Source organism: Microcoleus sp. A003_D6, from assembly GCF_036702825.1.
In the GTDB taxonomy this organism is placed as follows: domain Bacteria; phylum Cyanobacteriota; class Cyanobacteriia; order Cyanobacteriales; family Microcoleaceae; genus Microcoleus.
Genome location: NZ_JAUBWA010000128.1, coordinates 1 through 18,582, shown reverse-complemented (window position 1 = coordinate 18,582; position 18,582 = coordinate 1). Strand labels below are relative to the sequence as shown.

The window sequence follows — 18,582 nt, the reverse complement described above, 5'->3', positions numbered from 1 at the left end:
GATTCCGCTCAAAGTCCCCCTTCTTAAGGGGGATTTAGGGGGATCGAGATATGTGCAACTTCACATTAAATTGGTATTACTACAAATCGTTCGTAGTAAGGACTTCAGTCCAGAATTGCTAACGGCTTGCAGCTATTAACAATTAGCAGTCAGCAATTATCTAGCTTTTCCCAACACTAGATTTTTCAGGTACAGCGCTTTCGGCAGTTTTGCCATTTTTGCTATTACCGTGGCCGTTGCTGTTGCGGGGTTGGATAACTCCATAGCCGCCGTGAGTTTTGCGTTCGTAGAGCACGTTAATTTCGCCTGTTTCCGCATTGCGGAACATATAGAAATCGTGATCGATAACCTGCAATTGTTCCAAAGCTTCTTGCACAGTCATCGCAGGCATGGCAAAATACTTAGTCCTCACCACCTCGCCAGGAAGTTCGGGAGTGCGATCGCCAATCAGATCCGCTACTACAGGATGTTCATCAACCGCCGTAACCGTTTTGGCGTTACTCTGGGTTTTGTTGTCGTGGCGTTTTTCCTTAAATTTTCGCAGTTGACGAGCTATCTTGTCGGCAACCAAATCGATGCTGGCATAAAGGCTTTCCGTGCTTTCCTCAGCCCGAATCACGCTGCCATTTGCATAGATAGTCACCTCAGCAGTCTGCTTAGGATTGATCCTGGGGTTACGAGCCACCGACAGATGGATGTCCACTTCAGTAGTCAAAGTTTGAAAATGGCTGACAGCCTTTTCAATCTTTTGGTTGACGTACTCGCGAATTGCATCGGTGATTTCTATATTTTTACCCTGGATAACAAGCTTCATAGAGCTCCCTCCCTTCTGTAACGTGGGTATAGTTCATACAATAGCACTATGTATTCTACAAAACACTTATTTTTAAAATCTTTTTATCTGTTGACAATTCTTGATTTTAATAACGCAAATATTCCGTAAAACCACTCTTGATTTTTTTCATGATTTCCCCTCTCATCCCTAAACCTCCGATCGCACAACCCTGCTTGCTCCTCGATTGGGGACAAGTGCCCTACTCCAAAGCTTGGGAAATCCAGCAAAAACTGGTGCAAGAGCGCCGGGACAATCCTGATTTGCCAGATGTCCTGATTTTGCTGGAACATCCGCCGGTTTACACTTTGGGACTGGGAGCAAAGCTGGAATTTCTGAAATTTGACCCGGGCAAAACTCAGCCGGAACTGCACCGAGTTGAGCGGGGCGGCGAGGTGACTTACCACTGTCCGGGCCAATTGGTGGGGTATCCGATTTTAAATTTGCGCCGCCACCAGCAAGATTTGCACTGGTATTTGCGGCAGTTGGAGGAAGTGCTGCTGGGCGTGCTGGAAGTTTGCGGGCTGAAGGGTTCGCGGGTTCCGGGAATGACTGGGGTTTGGGTGGATGGGTGCAAAGTAGGCGCGATCGGCATTAAAGTCAGCCGCTGGATTACTATGCACGGTTTTGCCTTAAATGTTTGTCCGAATCTTGAAGGTTTTGGGCAAATTGTACCTTGCGGGATTCCAGATAAACCTGTTGGCAGTTTGGAGCAGTTTATTCCGGGAATTGAGGTCGATCGAGTGCGATCGATCCTTGTCGCTGAGTTTGCTCGCGTTTTTGCAGTGGAAATTGTGCGATCGAATGTGTAAGGTGCGTCGCTGTCAACCTTACCACTAACGATCGCAGTCGGTTTTTTAAGTGCGATCGGAATTTTCCTCCTCATACACCATTAAATCTCCCGGTTGGCAGTTTAGTGCTTTGCACAAAGCATCAAGAGTTGTTTCATCAATTCTTGTCAGCCGGCGGCGGGTTTTGATTTTAGAAACAGATGTTGGGTGCATCCCAACTCTAGCCGCCAATTCTTTATTGCTGATATTGCGATCGGCCATCACAACTGCCAATTTCCAACGGATCACTGCGGGTACTCAACTACTAGCCAGGACTTTGCAACGTGATGTTAGCATCCTGCAACCTTCACTAACACTTGTATTGCCGTATCGGCAATACTTTTTGTCGTATCGCTTGACTTTTAGCGGCGAATGAACTATGCTGAGGATGTACAAACGGAAAAGCGATCGCCCCCCGAGCCTCGAAAACTTAAGGGCGATCGCTATCCGACTATTTGTGTAGTTGAAAATTATGATATCACAGCCAAAGTCAGTTCCCGAACTCCTGCGCGAAGAAATTCCCAATGCACCCATCGGAAAGCAACCGATCCGATTGTTGATTTGCGGGTTTCCCAAAAAAGTGGAAAGCCTCATCAATCTGCTGCACGTTTTGGGTTTTGCAGAAGTTGGCGAGTGGAGTCCGCCTTTACCGTCGCCTCTAGCAGGTGAAGTAATGCGGATTTTGACCCGTTACTGGAAAGAATAGACCTCTTGCAAAAGTCCTTTTAATCAAATTTTGGAACGGGCAAGATGCCCGTTCCACAAGAAAAAAACTTTTTGTGGGATGGGCATCTTGCCCGTCCCAGCTATTTTTGCAAGAGGTCTAGTGAAGTGCGATCGCTCTTAAATTATCAGAAATATCAGGCTTAATTCTCCACTCAATCACTTAAAAACTCCAGAATAAGGATGCTAAATATCGAATCGAATTAACTGGGCCGTGTTTGCGAGACTTGGGGGTATTATAGAGATAATTTTAACGGCCTGTACTTACTGACTCAAGAATTGAGATAATTGGTGGTATAATTCGCGATCGCGGGCTTCTCTAACCTCAGACAGAAGCAAGACCGATGCAGAAATACGTCCTAAGAGTTTTGCGATCGCCCCTAGCGTCAGGTAAGATTCTGGTTAATTATTGCGATCCGCTCAGGAGAAAAAAGTTATGGCAGATATGTCCGGTCAAGACCCCTCGGAAATTAAAATGGCGACGGTTGATGAAGAACAAAAAGGCGCAACGTTTAGCGGTACGGTCATCCTTGCTATCGATGTCGAGGGTAGTGGAGAAGTCCTTTTCTTCAAAGACTTTTTGATTGAAGATTATAAAGGTGAACTTACCGCTTATCTGGCAACAGATGGCAATATAACGAAAAGCATTGATTTAGGCGAACTTAAGAAGCATAAGAGCGGCAGCTTTAAGCTGCCAATTCCGCTGGGGACGGATACATCACCCTACAATACAGTCGTGCTGCGGGACGAAAAAAGCAAGAAAAAAATTGTGACGATCGAGCTGTAAAATTTGCAATTTAGCTCGTAATTCAGCCAAATTCGCTCGCCCTTTTTTTCTTGAAGTGCGATCGCTCTTAAATTAAGGTGCGTCACTTTCGATCGAACACTCCATTTGTAAAGTGACGCACTCTACTTTTTAAAACGGAATCGGATCGTAATCGGGATTGTCAGCTTCGTTAGACGAACCCGACTGGCGATCGGACTCAGAATTTGAAGACTGATGCGAGTTCCAATCCGAACTAGACGTGCGGTTAGCACTGCCGGGAGCGCTGTTAGAACTGCGCTTGTGCGAGCCTAAAGGTACCACATTGCTCGGCACGTTAGCCGGGGCGGTGTCGCGAATTTGAGCCGGTTCGGGAGCGGTTCTAGCTGCGGGAGCCGAACTCATTGCATCAGCCCCGACACTGTAAATCCTTTGAGCTGTCAGTTCAGCGCGCTTTTCTTTAATACCATCTCTTTCGATCGTATTCATACCCAGCCGGCCTTCAATAATCACCCGATCGCCCTCGCGATATTTCTCGTGAATTTCTTGAGCCAAATTTCCCCATCCTATCACCTTCAAATGTTCTGGCGGATCTTCAGGTTTTGGCCCTGGAAACTGCACCAGCATCTCAGCGATCTGAAGTTGATTCTCAGAAGTATAACGGAGTTGCGGTTGTTGAATTATTTCCGCCATCAAAATGCAGCTATTCATAACTTAAATGGGAATTGGGAATTGGAAATTGGAAATTGGGAATTGGAAATTGGGAATTGGGAATTGGTAACTAAAGACAACAGTCAACAGTTACCAATTAACAATTACCCATTCCCAAATTTATCTTGGCGAACAGCCGCCTCGGCTTGGGTGACAAAATCGTGAACTAGGGCGCGGTACTCCTTCAAAGTTTCAGATACCCAATCTCGATCCTCGCTGTTGGCGAAGATATGAACGGTCGGTTCGCTAGCATCGGGCAAAACTAATACCCAATTGTCGTCGCTGTAGTTAAAAATCTTCACTCCATCTATTAATTCTAAACGATCGGGCGAATGAGTTTCTACTAAATGCCGCATCAGCGAACCCTTGACCGTCCAAGGACAGCGGACGCTGTAACTGCGGTGGGTGACGCGGGGAAGTTCGGCTTTGATCTGTCCGAGCGATCGCTCCTGAATAGTCATCATTTCTATCACTTTAGCAATGCAGAACATTCCGTCAAATCCTGGATGCAACTGCGGGAAAATAAAACCCATATTGCCGCTGCCGCCCAAAACCACATTAGGATTCCTGTTAGCGGCTTCCATCAAAGCAGTTGGGTTCGCCTTAGTGCGGATTACCTTGCTTTGATAGCGGCGGGCGATCGCCTCCACCGCAGAAGACGCATTCACCGGTACTACCACTGTACCTCTGGGATGAGAAGTCAGCATCAAATTTACCATCAGCGCCGTCAGCATTTCCCCGCGAATAGCTATTCCCGATTCATCTACCAAAATGAGCTGTTCGCCGTTGGCCGACACTTGCACGCCAAAATTAGCGCTGAGTGCTTTCACCACCCGACCTAGTTGGTCGAGCAAATATTCCCGTTCCCCGTTGCTCAAAGAAGTCTGCTTGAGACTGGCATTGAGCACCACCGCATCGCAGCCGAACTTGGCAAGCATTTGCGGCAGAATTGCTCCAGAAACCGCGTAAACGTAATCGATTACCACCTTAGAATTGCTGTAGCGGATTGCTTCAACATTCATCTGCCGCTCAAAAATGCGGTTGTAAATGTCGAGAGCTTGGTTAAAGTACGACATTTCTCCAATTTCCGGAATTAGAGCCCTGCGCAAATCTTCCTTAAAATAAGCGCCCTCGATTTTTTTTTCAGCGGCTTTAGTAATATTGATGCCTTTGATATCGAAAAATTCAATTAAAATGTGGTCGGAGCGATCGGGCGAAATGCGAACGTGAATCCCACCGGCAATTGAGATCGTAGACGTAACCGTGCGCGCGATCGGAATTGCCGTCGATTCCAAATTGATCACATTAATTCCCACCGACATCAAACCCGCAATCAAAGACCTCGAAACCATCCGCGAAATGCTCCGCTGATCGCGAGAAACCGATACCGAAGTCCCGGGTTTCAAAGTCGAGCCGTAAGCCGCGCCCAATTTCACCGCGAATTCCGGGGTAACATCCACATTTGCCAGTCCTTGAACGCCGCGCTGACCGAACAAATTCCGCTTAGCTTGTTCTCCCCAAATTAAATTTTGATTTAACAGAGCGCCGGATTCAATATTTTTGCTCGGCCAGACGCGCACGCTCGGGCCCACTTGCGCTTCTTCTCCCACGACGGACATCGAACCGACCACAGCACCTTCCAATACATGAGCGCGCCTGTCTACGCGGGTGCTGCGGCAAATCACGCAGGCTCTGAGGTGAGCGTCTTCGCCGACAATTGCTCCGTTCCAGACAATGGGACGTTTGAGATTAGCGTCCGCCCCGACTGTCACGTTATCTCCGAGCACCGTACCGGCATCGATTTTAACTCGGGCTCCAATCCGGCAATTGTTGCCGATCATGGCCGGTACTTCGACGATCGCGCTATCGTCAATAAAAGTATTCTGACCTACCCAAAGTCCCGATCGAACTTCGCTGTAGTAGGTCAAATCCAATTTGACCTTTCCATGCAGTGCGTCGTACTGAGCTTCCCGGTAAACATCTAGCTGGCCGACATCGCACCAATAACCCTCGGCGATGTAACCGTACATCGGCTCGTTTTTTTCCAGCAGCAGGGGAAACAAGTCTTTCGAGAAGTCGCACTCCTGATTTGCGGGCAGGTAATCCAAGACTTCCGGTTCTAAAATGTAGGTGCCGGTATTGACAGTATCGGAGAAAATTTCGCTGCTAGAAGGCTTTTCCAGAAAGCGGCTGATGCGGTAATTTTCCTCGGTAATCACGACCCCGAATTCCATCGGGTTGGGAACGCGAGTTAAAATTAACGTGGCTTTGGATTGCTTGCTGCGGTGAAATTTCAGAGCTTCCGTCAAGTCGAAGTCTGTGATGCTGTCGCCGCTGATGACCAGAAAAGTTCGATCGAGCAATTCAGCAATATTTTTGACGCAACCAGCCGTACCCAGCGGTTGGTCTTCCTCCACAGCGTAAGTCATTTGAACGCCAAATTCTGCCCCGTCAGTAAAATATTCGCGCATGACATCGGGAAGGTAGTGCAGCGTAGCAATAATTTCCGTAATCTGATGCCTTTTTAGCAAATTGATAATGTGTTCGGCGATCGGGCGATTTAAAATTGGCACCATAGGTTTAGGCAAATCGCACGTCAGGGGTCTGAGCCTCGTTCCCGACCCACCAGCCATTAGCACTGCACGCATAAAATCCTCCTTGCTTAGAAACCTCTCTACCGTCATTGTCCGCTAGAAAAAGTTTGCCTGCTGTAATTCGTGGGCCGCCAGCTATCACTTCTTCGTTAATTATCTTTTGAGTAGTTACACCTCTGTGAAATCCACGAAGGCGAGGCCGTCCCCAAAAGCAACCGATTTCAACCGAATTAGGACTTGCGGTCTCGCAGCAATCCCCCGGTCGAGCTCGTCGGATTTGTAGGGATGTTGGATAATACCAGTTTAAAAAAAGAATGCAACTGTAGGCCCGTACTCCAAACCCTGATGTCATCAGTAGTCATTCCCAATTCTTTCATTCTTCAATTTTTCAATCTTATAAGTCCTCAGAATCATCGACTTTTGGCAGAAGTCCCTTCTTGCTTGCTCGGTGAAAGCTATTTTGGGGGTGTTATTTTTAAGTTTGTGGCCAGCGGGGATTTTTAAGTCTCTTTCTGAAGGTGGAACTGTTACAGGTATCGGTGCGCCTTGGCGTCTGATAAATGATAGATTAAGGGTAGCGCTTTGACTAGCTGACCCAAAATCCTATCCATTGCTTAGGGGTTTTTTTAAATGAGTACGTTAATTAGCTTGGCATTGCTGATCGCTTACGGTGGCGGTATTTGGAAATTTTGGAACGGTTTCGATCGCACTAACTTCGACAGAAGTTTTACAAATCGCCTAAAGCTGTCCCTGCTTTGGCCCGCGTTAATTTTTAATAAGCCTTACCGCCAAAACTTTACAAAAGCTCTCAAAGCTTCTAAAAGGTAATTCAAGAATGTCTAAAAAGTCCGATCGCCTAGCAAGTACAAGCGAGCAAACTTGGTTTGCCAAAGGCAAATCAGATAGCTGGCAAGTTTTACTATCGCAGGTTGCTGCCCGGTTCGATCGCGAATACCGAGGAGAAGCTTTCGCCTTACCCGAAGAAGTCGAAGCAATGCCGATTTTCCTGGAATCAGTCGCAGGAACTCTCCAAGCAAAAACAGTTTCTCCCTTCTGGAAAATTGCCAAACCTCAAAAAAATCAGCGCTGTTTAGACATTGGCTGCGGAGTCAGCTTTCTGATCTACCCTTGGCGGGATTGGGAAGCTTTTTTTTACGGTCAAGAAATCAGCAGCGCAGCGCGAGACGCTTTAAATGCTCGCGGCCCTCAGCTCAATTCCAAGCTGTTCAAAGGCGTAGAATGGGCCCCCGCTCACCAGTTAAATTACGAAGAGGCTCAGTTCGATTTATGCCTCGCTACCGGCTTTAGCTGTTACTATCCCATAGACTATTGGAGTATTGTCATGGGAGAAGTAAAGCGGGTACTAAAACCGGGCGGTCATTTTGTTTTTGATGTCCTCAACCCCAATGCTCCTCTAGCAGAAGATTGGGCAATTTTGGAAACTTATCGAGCCGGGGAAGTCTTTTTAGAGACAATAGAAGATTGGGAAAAAATGATTAAAGCGGCAGGCGCTAAGGTAGTAAAAAAGCAAAGCGGCGACTTATTCCAAATGTATAAAGTTCAATACAATTGAAATCAATCTCGCTTGTCGGCGGACGCAGACTTCGTTTGTGGAGGATCGGTTTTAACCGCCGATTCTCATGATTTCAAGTGTATAAAATTCAATACAATTGAAATCAATCTCGCTTGTTAAGAAAGTAGGGTGCGTCAGCAAGTAGAAATTAGTTTGAGAAGCAAAAAATATCGAAGCTGACGCACCCTACTAACTACTAACTCACAAAAGTGAAGCAAGCAGATTGGATATTACCAATTCCCCATTCCCAATTACGCATTACCAATTATTACCAATTGCCCATTAACCATTAGACCTCTTGCAAAAATAACTAGGACGGGCTCTGGGGCCCATCCCACAAAATTTTTTTTCTTGTGGAATGGGCATCTTGCCCGTTCCAGAATTTGATTAAAAGGATTTTTGCAAGAGGTCTATTAATTTTCGGTAGCAGGAGAAGGCGCAGGAGACGGCGACACTTCCGGGGTCGGAGAGGGCGCAGATTCTGGCGACGGCGACACTTCCGGGGTCGGAGAGGGCGCAGATTCTGGCGACGGCGACACTTCCGGGGCCGGAGAGGGCGCAGCTTCTGGCGACGGCGACACTTCCGGGGCTGGAGAGGGCGCAGCTTCTGGCGACGGCGACACTTCCGGGGCCGGAGATGGCGCAGCTTCTGGCGACGGCGACGGTTCGGGGGCTGGCTTTGGTGCGGGCGGTGGCGACGGTTGGGTTCCTGGCTTCGGTTTGTTTGAGGCGGCCGGTGGCTTCTCAAACTGCGGTTTCACTTCAGCAGGCGCTGGGGAGGGCGGCTGGGCTGTTGGTCTGGGCCCTGGCGTCTGCTGGCCTGCTGGGTTGGGCCTGGTTGGGGCGGTGGATGGGGTGAGAGGAATGCCGCTGCAAACTTTTTGGTCGTATTTAAACGCGACAGCCACCTGGTAAAACTTGTGCGTGCTAGCTGCTGGAAATATTAGAGAAGTGTCAATAATCGCAGTTTTAGCGGCATTGTCCAGAATACTGTAACCCGTCTGGACGATCGGCTGAGGCTCGGCCCTGAGCAAGCCTTGAGGGTTGACAACTGCTCCGAAAACTGCTGTTCCTTCGAGTTTTTGCGAGCAAGCTGCTGCGGGATAAGCGACATTCACAGGAGTCGGCGCCGTCATTTCCAAGTCGGGATAAGCTTTTTTGAATCTGTCAAACAAAGCAACATAGGTATTTGCAGCCGCAAGCTGTGTCTCTCTGTCGGCGGGTAAGTTTGAACCCGGTTGTCCGGGCTGTTCTAGCTGTTGCTGTCCCTCTTCAAATTGTTGCCTCTTGTTTCTTTCTTCGGGAGTTTCTGCGATGAGATTCCTTTTATTCGGATCTTTTTGAGTCAATTTTGGTCCTCCATCTCCCGAATTCCTGGGGCCAATTGGGAATTCCGGGGTAAAGACTGGAGCTCCGTCTGGAAATAGCGGGAGTCCGCCTCTACTGGCTATGGTTCTTTTGAGCGTTTCTGCCTCATCTTCCAAGGACCCGCCGGGAAGCTGGGGTTCTCCTGTGACTGATGGTGGCGGCGGCGGGATATTGCGATCGAAATTACCGGGCAATGGCGGGAAAATCTGAATGCCGTCTGGGGCTTGCGGGATGAGAGTTGGTGTATTCAGCGAGGGGGTTCTGACAGTTGGGGATGGAGTTTTGGGAGGGGGCGGGGCTGTTGGGGCCGTGAAGGGCGGGAGAGGGGAAGAAGGGAGAGGGGAAAAGAATCCAGGCGGGGGCATTCCCGGCGGCAGGGCGGGCAAGTTGATGGTTGGAGGTGCGGGGGGCAAGGGCGCGGCTAACTTGGGCGAGGGCCCAAGGGGAACGGGTGCGATCGAAAACGGCGTATTGGACGCCTGCGGGGGTATGGTTTGCGGCAGGCGGCTGACTTCGGCAGCAGTTAGTTGTACGAAGCCGACGGAACCGGGCAGATTTTTTGATGAATTTCCACCGTACAGGATGTTTGAGATCGTCGGGGCGCTTGCTCCGAGGGCTCCGTGAAGGGTGATAGAAGCTAGGGCTGCCCACCAAAAAGGCTGGCGCAGCGGTTCGGAAAGGGTGTTTGCTAGGGAGGAAGAGTCAGTCATTTAAATTTTAGATTTTAGATTTTAGATTTTAGATTGAGTGATTGGGGGATTGGGGGATTGGGGGATTGGTAATTTATATTGTTGTGGTTGTGATTGAGTGTGAATTCGTTTTGATGAGGAGAGGTTGGGAATTCAAAGGTATAATTTTAGCACGATCGCCCTCGAAGTTGCCCGATCGACCTTGATGAAAATTCACGGGCCCAAAACTAAACCAAATTTATTAAACACGATCGACAAGTTCGATCGATCGGCGTTTCCAATTCGGTTACGCCATCAAAAAACTGTATCGAGTGGCTGTCAACCCAGCCCGCAGCCCTTCGACGTAGTTTATCCGCTCGCGTAGTCGAAGGGCGAGCGGGCACCGCAGTTGACCCTTCGACTACGCGAGCGGGCACCGCAGTTGACCGCTTTATAGCGACCTCTACCTGGAAGTCCGAGGATTGGAGTAATGAATAGTCGGATTTTAATTTCTCCCTGCAAGGCTTTGGGCTTTAAACCAATTCTTTCTGGTAAGGGCGATCGCACTCACGCCGAAGTCTAAAATCTAAAATCTAAAATCTAAAATCTAAAATCTAAAATCGATGGACTCACCAGCGATAGCGGTAAGTTTTAAAAGGAGCTCCCTCAATGGTGAGCAAGTCGATCGGATAAATGGGAGCACCGCTTGCCATATATTGAAACATTTCCCGAACTTCTTCTCCCCGTAGAGACAACTGGTCTAATTCATTGAGAGAATACCAGCCAGCGCACAAAGTATGCTCATCCGGCTTGCTTTTGGGAGGCGTCTTATCTTGTGGACGAGCCACAAAAATGACTCGGAGGCGCACATTGCCTCTAGGCATCACTGTGTGCTCTATCCTGAGAATTCCCTCAACGATGACGGAAATGCCCGCTTCCTCGATGGTATTCCGCATAGCTGCTTCGAGCAAAGTCTCCCCTTTTTCCACTCGCCCTGCTGGGAGATACCACTGCTGCTGGTACTTGCGCTCTTGTACCAGTAGAAAACGGTCTTCTAAGTGAACGACAACTAGGGTAAAATACCATGTTTGAATCGGCTCGCGAGCCATAGAAGTAGATATTCCCTAAGCAAAAGGTTTAACGAGCGGCAGATGTCAGCAATCCGAAGGATGCTTCGGCAAGCGTCTTTGAACTTGAAAAACAGATCGTAGCACCCCGGCCGCAAATTCAATAATCTAAAATCTAAAATCTAAAATCTAAAATTGACAATGCCATTACCAACGGTGATTTTACCAGGATATTTTGCTGCTGCTTCCGACTATGGGGAATTAGAAAAATCTCTGGTCGATCGAGGTTTTCCAACAGTAACAGTACCGCTGAGCAAGCGAGATTGGTTGCCGACTTTTGGCGGGCGGTCGATGGTGCCAATTTTGCGACAGCTCGATCGTACGGTCAAACAAATGTTACAGCAATACGGCGTCTCCCAGATCAATCTCGTCGGTCATTCCGCCGGCGGCTGGATTTCTCGCATCTATTTAGGCGAAAAGCCATACACGATTCACGGCGACGTGCTTGAGGATGTCGGTTTGTGGAACGCTCACCCTTGCGTCCACACTCTCATCACTTTAGGCACGCCGCACGTCTCTGTTGAGCGCTGGACGCGCAAAAATCTAGATTTTGTCAAAATTCACTATCCGGGGGCTTTTCACCCGCAGGTGCGCTACGTGTGCGCTGCGGGGAAGGCGGTTTTTGGCAAGCGCGGTTTAGGGACTTGGCTGGCTTACAAAAGTTATGAGTTGACTGTGGGGAAGGGCGAAACTTGGGGAGATGGAATTACGCCGGTGGAAGCTGCTCTTTTGGACGGGGCTGAAAATTTGGTGTTGGATGGGGTTTGGCATTCGCCTCGCTCTCCGGGGAAGTGGTACGGTTCGCCGGAGGTTTTGCCGGCTTGGATTGGGTATTTGCGGTAGAAACGAACCGCGAAGGCGCTAAGAGCGCGAAGGAAAGAGCAGAAGGTTAAAGGGAGTCATCAGTCATTAGACTTCTTGCTTTCCTTCACTTTGAATCCCTTCAATTATCTGCGTTTATCTGGGTTTATCCGCCTTACATCTGCGGTTTATGTATCAATCTAAGACTTATGCAATTCAAGTCTGTTGCGGGGAGAAAGCTTGAGAATTATCCGAGATGTCTATTCATATTTTTCCCCGCAAGCCATCAACCAAAAACTCATCATCAATCGTCCATCGCCCGCAGCTACAAACTCATCCATCGAAACCAGATAGCTGGCTATTTCCGACTCAGAAATCAACCCTTGTTTGACCATTTGCAAAATCGGCCCGGAGTCCAGCAAAGGTTGAAATGCTTCAATTCCTATGATATCGCTGTGGCTGACAACTGCTTCTAAATCTACGTTAACAAACCCAGCTTCTTTGAGAATGCGGCACAGATTTCGCCCGATCGACAAATTGCCGCCCCGAAGTGCCATTACCTGTTTCCATTTTTCCCTGACAATCTCGGCTGACAGCGGTGGATTTGTCAGCCAAAACAGATCCGCATCGCTATCGACAATCACCAGTTTACCCCCAGGCTTCAAGATGCGGCATATTTCTCGGGCTGCTGCGACGGGATCTGGGAGGTGGACGAATAGCAAACGGGCGATCGCAAAATCGAAAGTGTTAGCCGCCAAACCAGTATCCGCAACCGACGCTTGGACGTGATTTACTCGATCGCCAGCTTTTTCATGCAAATATTCTACTGCTTTTTCGTGCAGTACCGGGTCAATTTCTACCGCTGTTACCGAACTGTTTGGCAGCAATTCTAACAGTTTTTCTGTAAAAAATCCCGGCCCGCTACCCGCTTCCAAAACATTCATTCCGTCGGCTAAACCGAACCACTTTAAAGTGCGCGCTTCCTTGAACCAACTTATCAAAACTTGAGCTTTTAACCGCTGGATTTCTCCCTCTAATTCCAGATTGTACGTCTTTGCTTGATACGAACCTTCTGCTGTCATAAAATCATCCTGCTTGTTGCTGGGATACCTAGATTAGACCTCTTGCAAAAATCCTTTTAATCAAATTCTGGAACGGGCAAGATCCCCATTCCACAAGAAAAAAAATTTTGTGGGATGGGCCGGAGAACCCGCCCTAGTTATTTTTGCAAGAGGTCTATTATAGCACCGATCGGACACAGGGTTAATGCCCCTACCTTGAAACTGGCGGCTGCAAAACTTCAGCCTCTTCTGCTATTTCCGCTGACTCCAAAACCTGCTCTAAAACCGCATCAGGAATCGGCACTTCTTCAACTACCTGATGCTTTTCCAAAATCAAGCGAGACTGAGACGAACCAGACAATCTTTTCAACAATTTCGGTGTCGGATCGTACAGCAAATAAATAATTCGATCGCCCGCTTGCCAAATCTCGACGGCTGACACTACTTGCAAGTATCCCTGTCTTTCCAGCAGCAGCGGCGCCAATTCCCCAGCCTGAACCAAAGCTTGCAAGTGAGCAATCTGAAACTGCAATCCCTCACTTTTTAACTCGGTTTCCCCCAATTTTACTTCGCCGTCGCTCAAATATTCGTTCCAATCCTTCAGCGACAAATCCGAGACAAAAGCTTGATTGATTTTAGTCGGATTTGCAGGTGTATTTGCTTGCGGGTCTTTGGGGAATATTGCCAAAACTCTCGGCGGTGCAAACTCCTCTGCCGCTCGCTGAGCTAATACTAAGTTTACCTCGCCGTTGTTAGTCATTGCCAAAAAAGTTCCCATCGATTCGAGTCCGGCTTCTTCTAACACGCTGTGGTCGAGAGCACTGCTCAAAAACACCCGCAAACCTTCTCGTTCTGCTTGCGCGCAAGCTTCCGGGTTAGTGTCGATAATTGCCACAGATTCTCCGCGTTCTTGGAACAAGCGAGCAATTAATCTGCTCAAAGGATTTGACCCTACAATTGCTGCACCGGTTACAGATTTTGAGGTGATGCCCAAAAGTTGAGCCATCCATCCGGCTGTCAGCCCCTGCACGAAAACTGTCATAATAATTGTTAGGAAAACTAAGGCTTTAATGGAGTCGCCGCCGTTGATTCCCCGCTGGGTGAGCAAAATTGCAAATAAAGATGCGATCGACGCTGAGACAATTCCCCTCGGGGCTACCCAACAAACAAATAATTTCTGCCGCCAATTCAGTCCGCTGTTCCAAGTGCACAGCCAAACGTTGACCGGCCGCACTACCCACATTAAAGCTAAAACTGTGAACAAACTTCCCCAACCGAGGGCGACTACACTAGCGAGGGATAAATCGGCCGCTAGCAGCACGAACAGCACGGAAATAGCCAGGACTGTGAGTTGACCTTTAAACCTCCTCAGCAGCCTTTCTTCCGGGACAGCAGCGGCTTTGAGAACGATGCCGGAGAGGACTGTTGCCATCAGTCCCGATTCGCTGCGGATTTCTTCTGCTAAGCCGAAGAATCCCCACAAACTGGCTAAAACTACTAAGTTTTTGAGGTCTTCTGAGAGAAAGTTCGATCGCTTGAGAATCAATCCCAGCAGCCAACCTCCCACAACTCCGACGACTGCGCCAACTAATAGTCGCACGATTAAATCTCGGAACAAAACCAGCAAATCAGCATTGCCGTTCAAAATAATATTCAGCACCAATACCGCCAGAATTGCCCCGACAGGATCGATTAAAACGCCTTCTGCTTCTAGCAAGGCGGCGACTTGTTTGTCAACTGATACTTGTTTGAGCAAAGGGCCGATTACTGTGGGGCCTGTGACGACTACTAGAGAAGCATACAGAAATGCGATCGGCCAGGGAAATTCTCCCAGCCAGTGCGCGGCCATTCCGCCGCCAATTAGCGTAATTAAAGTGCCTACAGTAACTAAATTGCGGATGCTGCCGGAAACTTTGCCCAAATCTCGCAATTCCAAATTCAAGCCGCCTTCAAACAAAATTAATGCTACGGAAAGGGAGACCATAACTTCCAAACCGCTGCCCAGCAAATTTGGGTGCAGCAGTCCCAAGCAGTCTGGGCCTGCTAAAATGCCGAACAGCAGCAAAAATACGATCGCCGGAACTTTCAGATAAGCGGCCAGAACTTGAGCGCTGATACCACAGGTGACGGTCATGACCATCAACAGGGTGATGTTAAAGGGGATTTCCATAGATATGATTGTTACAGGCTGCCCGCTTAGTTTTAAATGTTCGATCGCGGGTAATTTGAGTCAAGGCGCTATTTTCTGCCCAGCTTACAAACTCGGCACGGCCCTGGACTTTTGCTAATAAGATTAAAAAACCTTGATATTGGCTATAACTTTATCAGATAATTCTGTAGTTGTGGCTCGATCGCGCAATTCACCCGCACTCAAACCGCCTGTAGTTTCCAAATCCAAGACTCCCGGCAAATCTCCCGGATCGAGTTTGACAGTTTTGAGGAACAAATCTATTTGTCCTTGAAACTGCTTGCCGGTCGAAAAAAGTGGTAATAAGCACCGCGTTGAATCCCCGCCGCTTTCACGGCCGCCCAATTGCGGGCGAAAGTTTTGGAAACTTTGGAAACTAACGTTGCACCTTCCGTCGATTTGACAAAACTCAAGAGAATTCCTCCACGGGCAACTATCAGCCCAATTAACATTGGGCTGATAGTCGCAAACATCTATGCCGCGAATACTCATATTACCGAGAGTTGAGAAAAGCTAGTTTTGTGTGAAGCAGCGACTAGATTAAAGGTACATTAAATTGTAATATTAAGTCGCTAATTGTTTTTTGCAGGGGAGATTGTGCAAGTGAAGTTCGATCGAATAGAACCAGGCCCCGGTCAAGAGTCTGTTTGGGATTACCCGCGTCCCCCTCGCCTTGAGGAATTGACCAAACACGTACAGATAGTTTTTAATGGAGTGACACTTGCCGACACGCGCCGCCCTCAGCGGGTATTGGAGACAAGTCACCCTCCTTTCTACTATATCTCTCCTGAAGACATCCAAATGCAATATTTGCACAAAACTTCACGGGGTTCTTGGTGCGAGTGGAAGGGACAAGCCGGTTATTACACTGTGAGGGTGGGAGAACAAGAAGTAGCGAATGCGGCTTGGTTTTATCCGAATCCCATACAAGTATTTGAGCCTATTAAAGATTATGTGGCTTTTTATCCGAGCCTAATGGATGCCTGTTATGTGGATGGGGAATTAGTACAAGCTCAACAAGGGAGTTTTTATGGTGGTTGGATTACCAAAGATATAGTCGGCCCGTTTAAGGGAGGGCCAGGAACTTGGGGGTGGTGAGAGAGTTTTGAGTTTTGAGTTTAGGACAGAGGCAGAAACCGCGTTTTTTTACGCAAAACCTCGTTACAGCCTCGACTCCGGTTTAAAATCCGGTTTCTTGAGTTTTTTGTGCGCCACTCCTTTGTTGAGGACTGGCACAGAAACCGGTTTTTTTACGACGCAAAAAGCCAACAGTAAAAATCGAGTAATAATTCAATAAATCTCTAATTGAGTGAGGATGAATTCATGGAATGCAGGCACGGCCGAAACTAACGCAGCAGCTTATCCCCTGAAATAAATAGTGTAGTAAAGAATACAGCCAATGCTCATCAATAAATGTTAACATAAGTTAATAGCTGATATTAGCTTTATTTGTACTCTATTGTTTATGCGGATATGCGCTGTGTCTGTTGAATTTATCGCGCCCTTTAAATCGCCTGAAAAACTATCTGAAAATTTAACTTTAGAGTCTACTCTTAAGGAGCTGGCTGTATTTAATTTTCAAGTTGAATCCTCACATCTCGCCAAAGAAGTAGCTAGGTTATTTCAAGCTCACCCGCTGCTTCCGGGAGTTATTTTGACCGTAGATAGCGAGTTTTTAGGGATGATCTCGCGCAGGCGATTTATGGAACGCATGAGCCGCCCTTACGGAGTAGACATATTTGCTTGCAGACCAATTATGGCTTTGTATCAAATAACTCAAACCGATATTTTGATTTTACCAGGAGCCACCTTAATTGTCATGGCAGCTCAGCGGGCCCTGCAACGGTCGCCGGAACAGCTTTACGAGCCGATTGTTGTGCAGTTAGAACCTCAAGTTTACCGATTGTTAGACGTGCATCAAGTGTTGGTAGCTTTATCACAAATTCACCAACAAGCTACTTGGTATATTAGCGAACTTTATTACAATTTATCTGTTACACAATCCGAATTAGAAGCCGCTAATTCTCAATTAAAATCAGCTAATTCCGAATTGTATCGCCTTGCCAACTCGGATGGGTTAACTCAGGTAGCAAACCGCCGCTGTTTTAACCAATACTTAGAGAAAACATGGCAGGAATTGGGAGGAGAAACAGCCGAACTATCTTTAATTTTATGCGATATTGACTTTTTTAAGACATACAACGATACTTACGGACATCAGGCCGGAGACGCTTGCTTGCAACAGGTAGCCCAAGCTATTTTGGAAGCCGTAAATTACTCAGCAGGCGAAGTTTCGGGGGAGACGCTGGTAGCCCGTTACGGAGGTGAAGAATTTGCGGTAATTTTGCCTCGAACTTCACCCGAAATTGCTGTCTCGATTGCAGAGCAAATTCGAGTCTGGGTGAAAAAACTAGAAATCGAACACATTAATTCGGAGGTGTGTTCTCTCGTGACGCTGAGTTTGGGAGTAGCGAGTACGGTTCCTCGATCGTCCGCAGCACAAAAAAGCTTGATTGCAGCGGCAGACCGCGCGCTTTATCAGGCTAAAGACGCAGGGCGCGATCGGGTAATTTTAGATGCCGATTGATTTTAGATTGGAAAATCGTTTCCATCACAGATTGTCTGGCAAGTCGCCGATCGACCTGCCGATGCTAGCCAGCAATTTCTCCAAAGCTTTCATCTGCTTGACGGTGAACGTCGGCACATTCTTTCCCAACTCCCAACGACTGATTGTTTGCGACGAAACGCCAAGCTCTCGCGCCAAATCTTCCTGACTCATCTCCAGTTCTTCCCTGAGCTTCTTCAAATGCGACTCTTCATCTTCAGGTCGCGGAACCGGCTTTTTCGGCATAACCTCGATCGCACATTTTTTATATAAGATGCTTAAGCATCTTGACTAAACAATAAATTGATTAGACAATATGTTTAATAGCCAGTCCAGAACCGTGGAAAGTACAAGGACTGGCTCTAATACCCCTTTGGAAAGGAGCATGAATCGATTATGCCTTATAAACAGCGTCTGAATTCCTGGATTATTGTTCGCCTGCTGCCCAATTTGCAAAGAAGCGTCGTGGGTCGGTTTCGCAGTTGGTCGGATGCAGACGGTCAGATCCGCATTTTGCGACAGTTGTTGCCGGAAGCTCGCCTAATAGTCGTGTTCGATCCGGACGATCGCTCGTAAATTAGTTTTGAGTTTGGAAGCGATCGCGCAACGGTAAGGCACATAGCTGGAAAGGCGCGATCGCTCCTTTCGAGCAATCTTTGTGTTGACACTCCCCGCGCGATCGCGACGGGGATTCTTAAGACATTTCGGTCTTAATATCCCTATTACTAGGGTTTCCGG

20 protein-coding genes and 1 pseudogene are annotated in these 18,582 nt (G+C 47.9%); 10 read left to right on the top strand and 11 right to left on the bottom strand.

Annotated elements, in window-relative coordinates:
- Nucleotides 1-160: 160 nt before the first annotated feature.
- Entirely contained in the window at nt 161-814 is a 654-nt protein-coding gene (hpf, locus tag QUB70_RS26555; RefSeq protein ID WP_332984477.1) for a ribosome hibernation-promoting factor, HPF/YfiA family, read from the bottom strand.
- A 149-nt stretch (nt 815-963) separates the two neighbouring features.
- On the opposite strand from hpf, the gene lipB reads away from it, so the two are divergent.
- Entirely contained in the window at nt 964-1,644 is a 681-nt protein-coding gene (gene lipB, locus QUB70_RS26550) for a lipoyl(octanoyl) transferase LipB (protein ID WP_332984476.1), read from the top strand.
- Between the two features lie 45 nt (nt 1,645-1,689).
- On the opposite strand, the gene QUB70_RS26545 is transcribed toward lipB, so the two are convergent.
- Nucleotides 1,690-1,911 (bottom strand): helix-turn-helix domain-containing protein, encoded by a 222-nt coding sequence (locus tag QUB70_RS26545; protein WP_332984474.1) that lies wholly within the window; start codon nt 1,909-1,911, stop codon nt 1,690-1,692.
- A 223-nt stretch (nt 1,912-2,134) separates the two neighbouring features.
- On the opposite strand from QUB70_RS26545, the gene QUB70_RS26540 reads away from it, so the two are divergent.
- Nucleotides 2,135-2,368, top strand: a complete 234-nt coding sequence (locus tag QUB70_RS26540) for a hypothetical protein (protein WP_332984473.1) — start codon at nt 2,135-2,137, stop codon at nt 2,366-2,368.
- Between the two features lie 453 nt (nt 2,369-2,821).
- Nucleotides 2,822-3,172 carry a hypothetical protein gene (locus tag QUB70_RS26535; protein ID WP_332984472.1) on the top strand — a complete coding sequence of 117 codons (351 nt, stop codon included), beginning with the start codon at nt 2,822-2,824 and terminating at the stop codon, nt 3,170-3,172.
- Between the two features lie 129 nt (nt 3,173-3,301).
- On the opposite strand, the gene QUB70_RS26530 is transcribed toward QUB70_RS26535, so the two are convergent.
- Both QUB70_RS26530 and QUB70_RS26525 read right to left on the bottom strand, forming a co-directional pair.
- Nucleotides 3,302-3,859 (bottom strand): single-stranded DNA-binding protein, encoded by a 558-nt coding sequence (locus QUB70_RS26530; RefSeq protein ID WP_332984471.1) that lies wholly within the window; start codon nt 3,857-3,859, stop codon nt 3,302-3,304.
- Between the two features lie 104 nt (nt 3,860-3,963).
- Complete coding sequence (locus QUB70_RS26525) at nt 3,964-6,507, bottom strand: mannose-1-phosphate guanyltransferase (protein ID WP_332984470.1); 2,544 nt, start codon at nt 6,505-6,507, stop codon at nt 3,964-3,966.
- Between the two features lie 576 nt (nt 6,508-7,083).
- Between QUB70_RS26525 and QUB70_RS26520 the strand changes: the two genes are divergently transcribed.
- Nucleotides 7,084-7,281 carry a hypothetical protein gene (locus tag QUB70_RS26520; RefSeq protein ID WP_006633481.1) on the top strand — a complete coding sequence of 66 codons (198 nt, stop codon included), beginning with the start codon at nt 7,084-7,086 and terminating at the stop codon, nt 7,279-7,281.
- Nucleotides 7,282-7,288: 7 nt separating this feature from the next.
- Nucleotides 7,289-8,026: a class I SAM-dependent methyltransferase gene (locus QUB70_RS26515; protein ID WP_332984468.1), complete on the top strand. Its 738-nt coding sequence runs from the start codon at nt 7,289-7,291 to the stop codon at nt 8,024-8,026.
- 413 nt (nt 8,027-8,439) lie between these two features.
- On the opposite strand, the gene QUB70_RS26510 is transcribed toward QUB70_RS26515, so the two are convergent.
- Nucleotides 8,440-10,104, bottom strand: coding sequence for a hypothetical protein (locus QUB70_RS26510; protein WP_332984467.1), 1,665 nt, complete (start codon nt 10,102-10,104; stop codon nt 8,440-8,442).
- 124 nt (nt 10,105-10,228) lie between these two features.
- Between QUB70_RS26510 and QUB70_RS26505 the strand changes: the two genes are divergently transcribed.
- Entirely contained in the window at nt 10,229-10,447 is a 219-nt protein-coding gene (locus QUB70_RS26505; RefSeq protein ID WP_332984466.1) for a hypothetical protein, read from the top strand.
- Between the two features lie 244 nt (nt 10,448-10,691).
- Here the strand turns inward: QUB70_RS26505 and QUB70_RS26500 are convergent, their stop codons facing one another.
- On the bottom strand, nt 10,692-11,171 hold the full coding sequence (locus QUB70_RS26500) for an NUDIX domain-containing protein (RefSeq protein WP_332984465.1): 480 nt from the start codon (nt 11,169-11,171) through the stop codon (nt 10,692-10,694).
- Between the two features lie 159 nt (nt 11,172-11,330).
- Here QUB70_RS26500 and QUB70_RS26495 point away from each other — a divergent pair, with 159 nt between their 5' ends.
- Complete coding sequence (locus QUB70_RS26495; protein WP_332984464.1) at nt 11,331-12,032, top strand: esterase/lipase family protein; 702 nt, start codon at nt 11,331-11,333, stop codon at nt 12,030-12,032.
- A 218-nt stretch (nt 12,033-12,250) separates the two neighbouring features.
- Here QUB70_RS26495 and QUB70_RS26490 read toward each other — a convergent pair whose 3' ends face one another.
- The 3 genes and pseudogenes from QUB70_RS26490 to QUB70_RS26480 all read right to left on the bottom strand — a co-directional run.
- Nucleotides 12,251-13,072 (bottom strand): class I SAM-dependent methyltransferase, encoded by an 822-nt coding sequence (locus QUB70_RS26490; protein WP_332984463.1) that lies wholly within the window; start codon nt 13,070-13,072, stop codon nt 12,251-12,253.
- Between the two features lie 190 nt (nt 13,073-13,262).
- Nucleotides 13,263-15,221 carry a cation:proton antiporter gene (locus tag QUB70_RS26485; RefSeq protein WP_332984462.1) on the bottom strand — a complete coding sequence of 653 codons (1,959 nt, stop codon included), beginning with the start codon at nt 15,219-15,221 and terminating at the stop codon, nt 13,263-13,265.
- 174 nt (nt 15,222-15,395) lie between these two features.
- Nucleotides 15,396-15,731: pseudogene (locus QUB70_RS26480) on the bottom strand (glycoside hydrolase family 25 protein); the annotation flags it as partial.
- A 111-nt stretch (nt 15,732-15,842) separates the two neighbouring features.
- Between QUB70_RS26480 and QUB70_RS26475 the strand changes: the two are divergent.
- Together QUB70_RS26475 and QUB70_RS26470 are read left to right on the top strand one after the other, a co-directional pair.
- Nucleotides 15,843-16,337 carry a DUF427 domain-containing protein gene (locus tag QUB70_RS26475; RefSeq protein WP_332984461.1) on the top strand — a complete coding sequence of 165 codons (495 nt, stop codon included), beginning with the start codon at nt 15,843-15,845 and terminating at the stop codon, nt 16,335-16,337.
- Nucleotides 16,338-16,719: 382 nt separating this feature from the next.
- Nucleotides 16,720-17,826: a diguanylate cyclase gene (locus tag QUB70_RS26470; protein ID WP_332984460.1), complete on the top strand. Its 1,107-nt coding sequence runs from the start codon at nt 16,720-16,722 to the stop codon at nt 17,824-17,826.
- A 24-nt stretch (nt 17,827-17,850) separates the two neighbouring features.
- Here QUB70_RS26470 and QUB70_RS26465 read toward each other — a convergent pair whose 3' ends face one another.
- Complete coding sequence (locus QUB70_RS26465; RefSeq protein ID WP_172186452.1) at nt 17,851-18,090, bottom strand: helix-turn-helix transcriptional regulator; 240 nt, start codon at nt 18,088-18,090, stop codon at nt 17,851-17,853.
- A 150-nt stretch (nt 18,091-18,240) separates the two neighbouring features.
- Between QUB70_RS26465 and QUB70_RS26460 the strand changes: the two genes are divergently transcribed.
- Nucleotides 18,241-18,420 (top strand): hypothetical protein, encoded by a 180-nt coding sequence (locus QUB70_RS26460; RefSeq protein WP_332984458.1) that lies wholly within the window; start codon nt 18,241-18,243, stop codon nt 18,418-18,420.
- Here QUB70_RS26460 and QUB70_RS26455 read toward each other — a convergent pair.
- Nucleotides 18,385-18,582: hypothetical protein (locus QUB70_RS26455; protein ID WP_332984457.1), on the bottom strand; the 198-nt coding region annotated here is incomplete at its 5' end. The two genes, QUB70_RS26460 and QUB70_RS26455, sit on opposite strands and share 36 nt — an antisense overlap.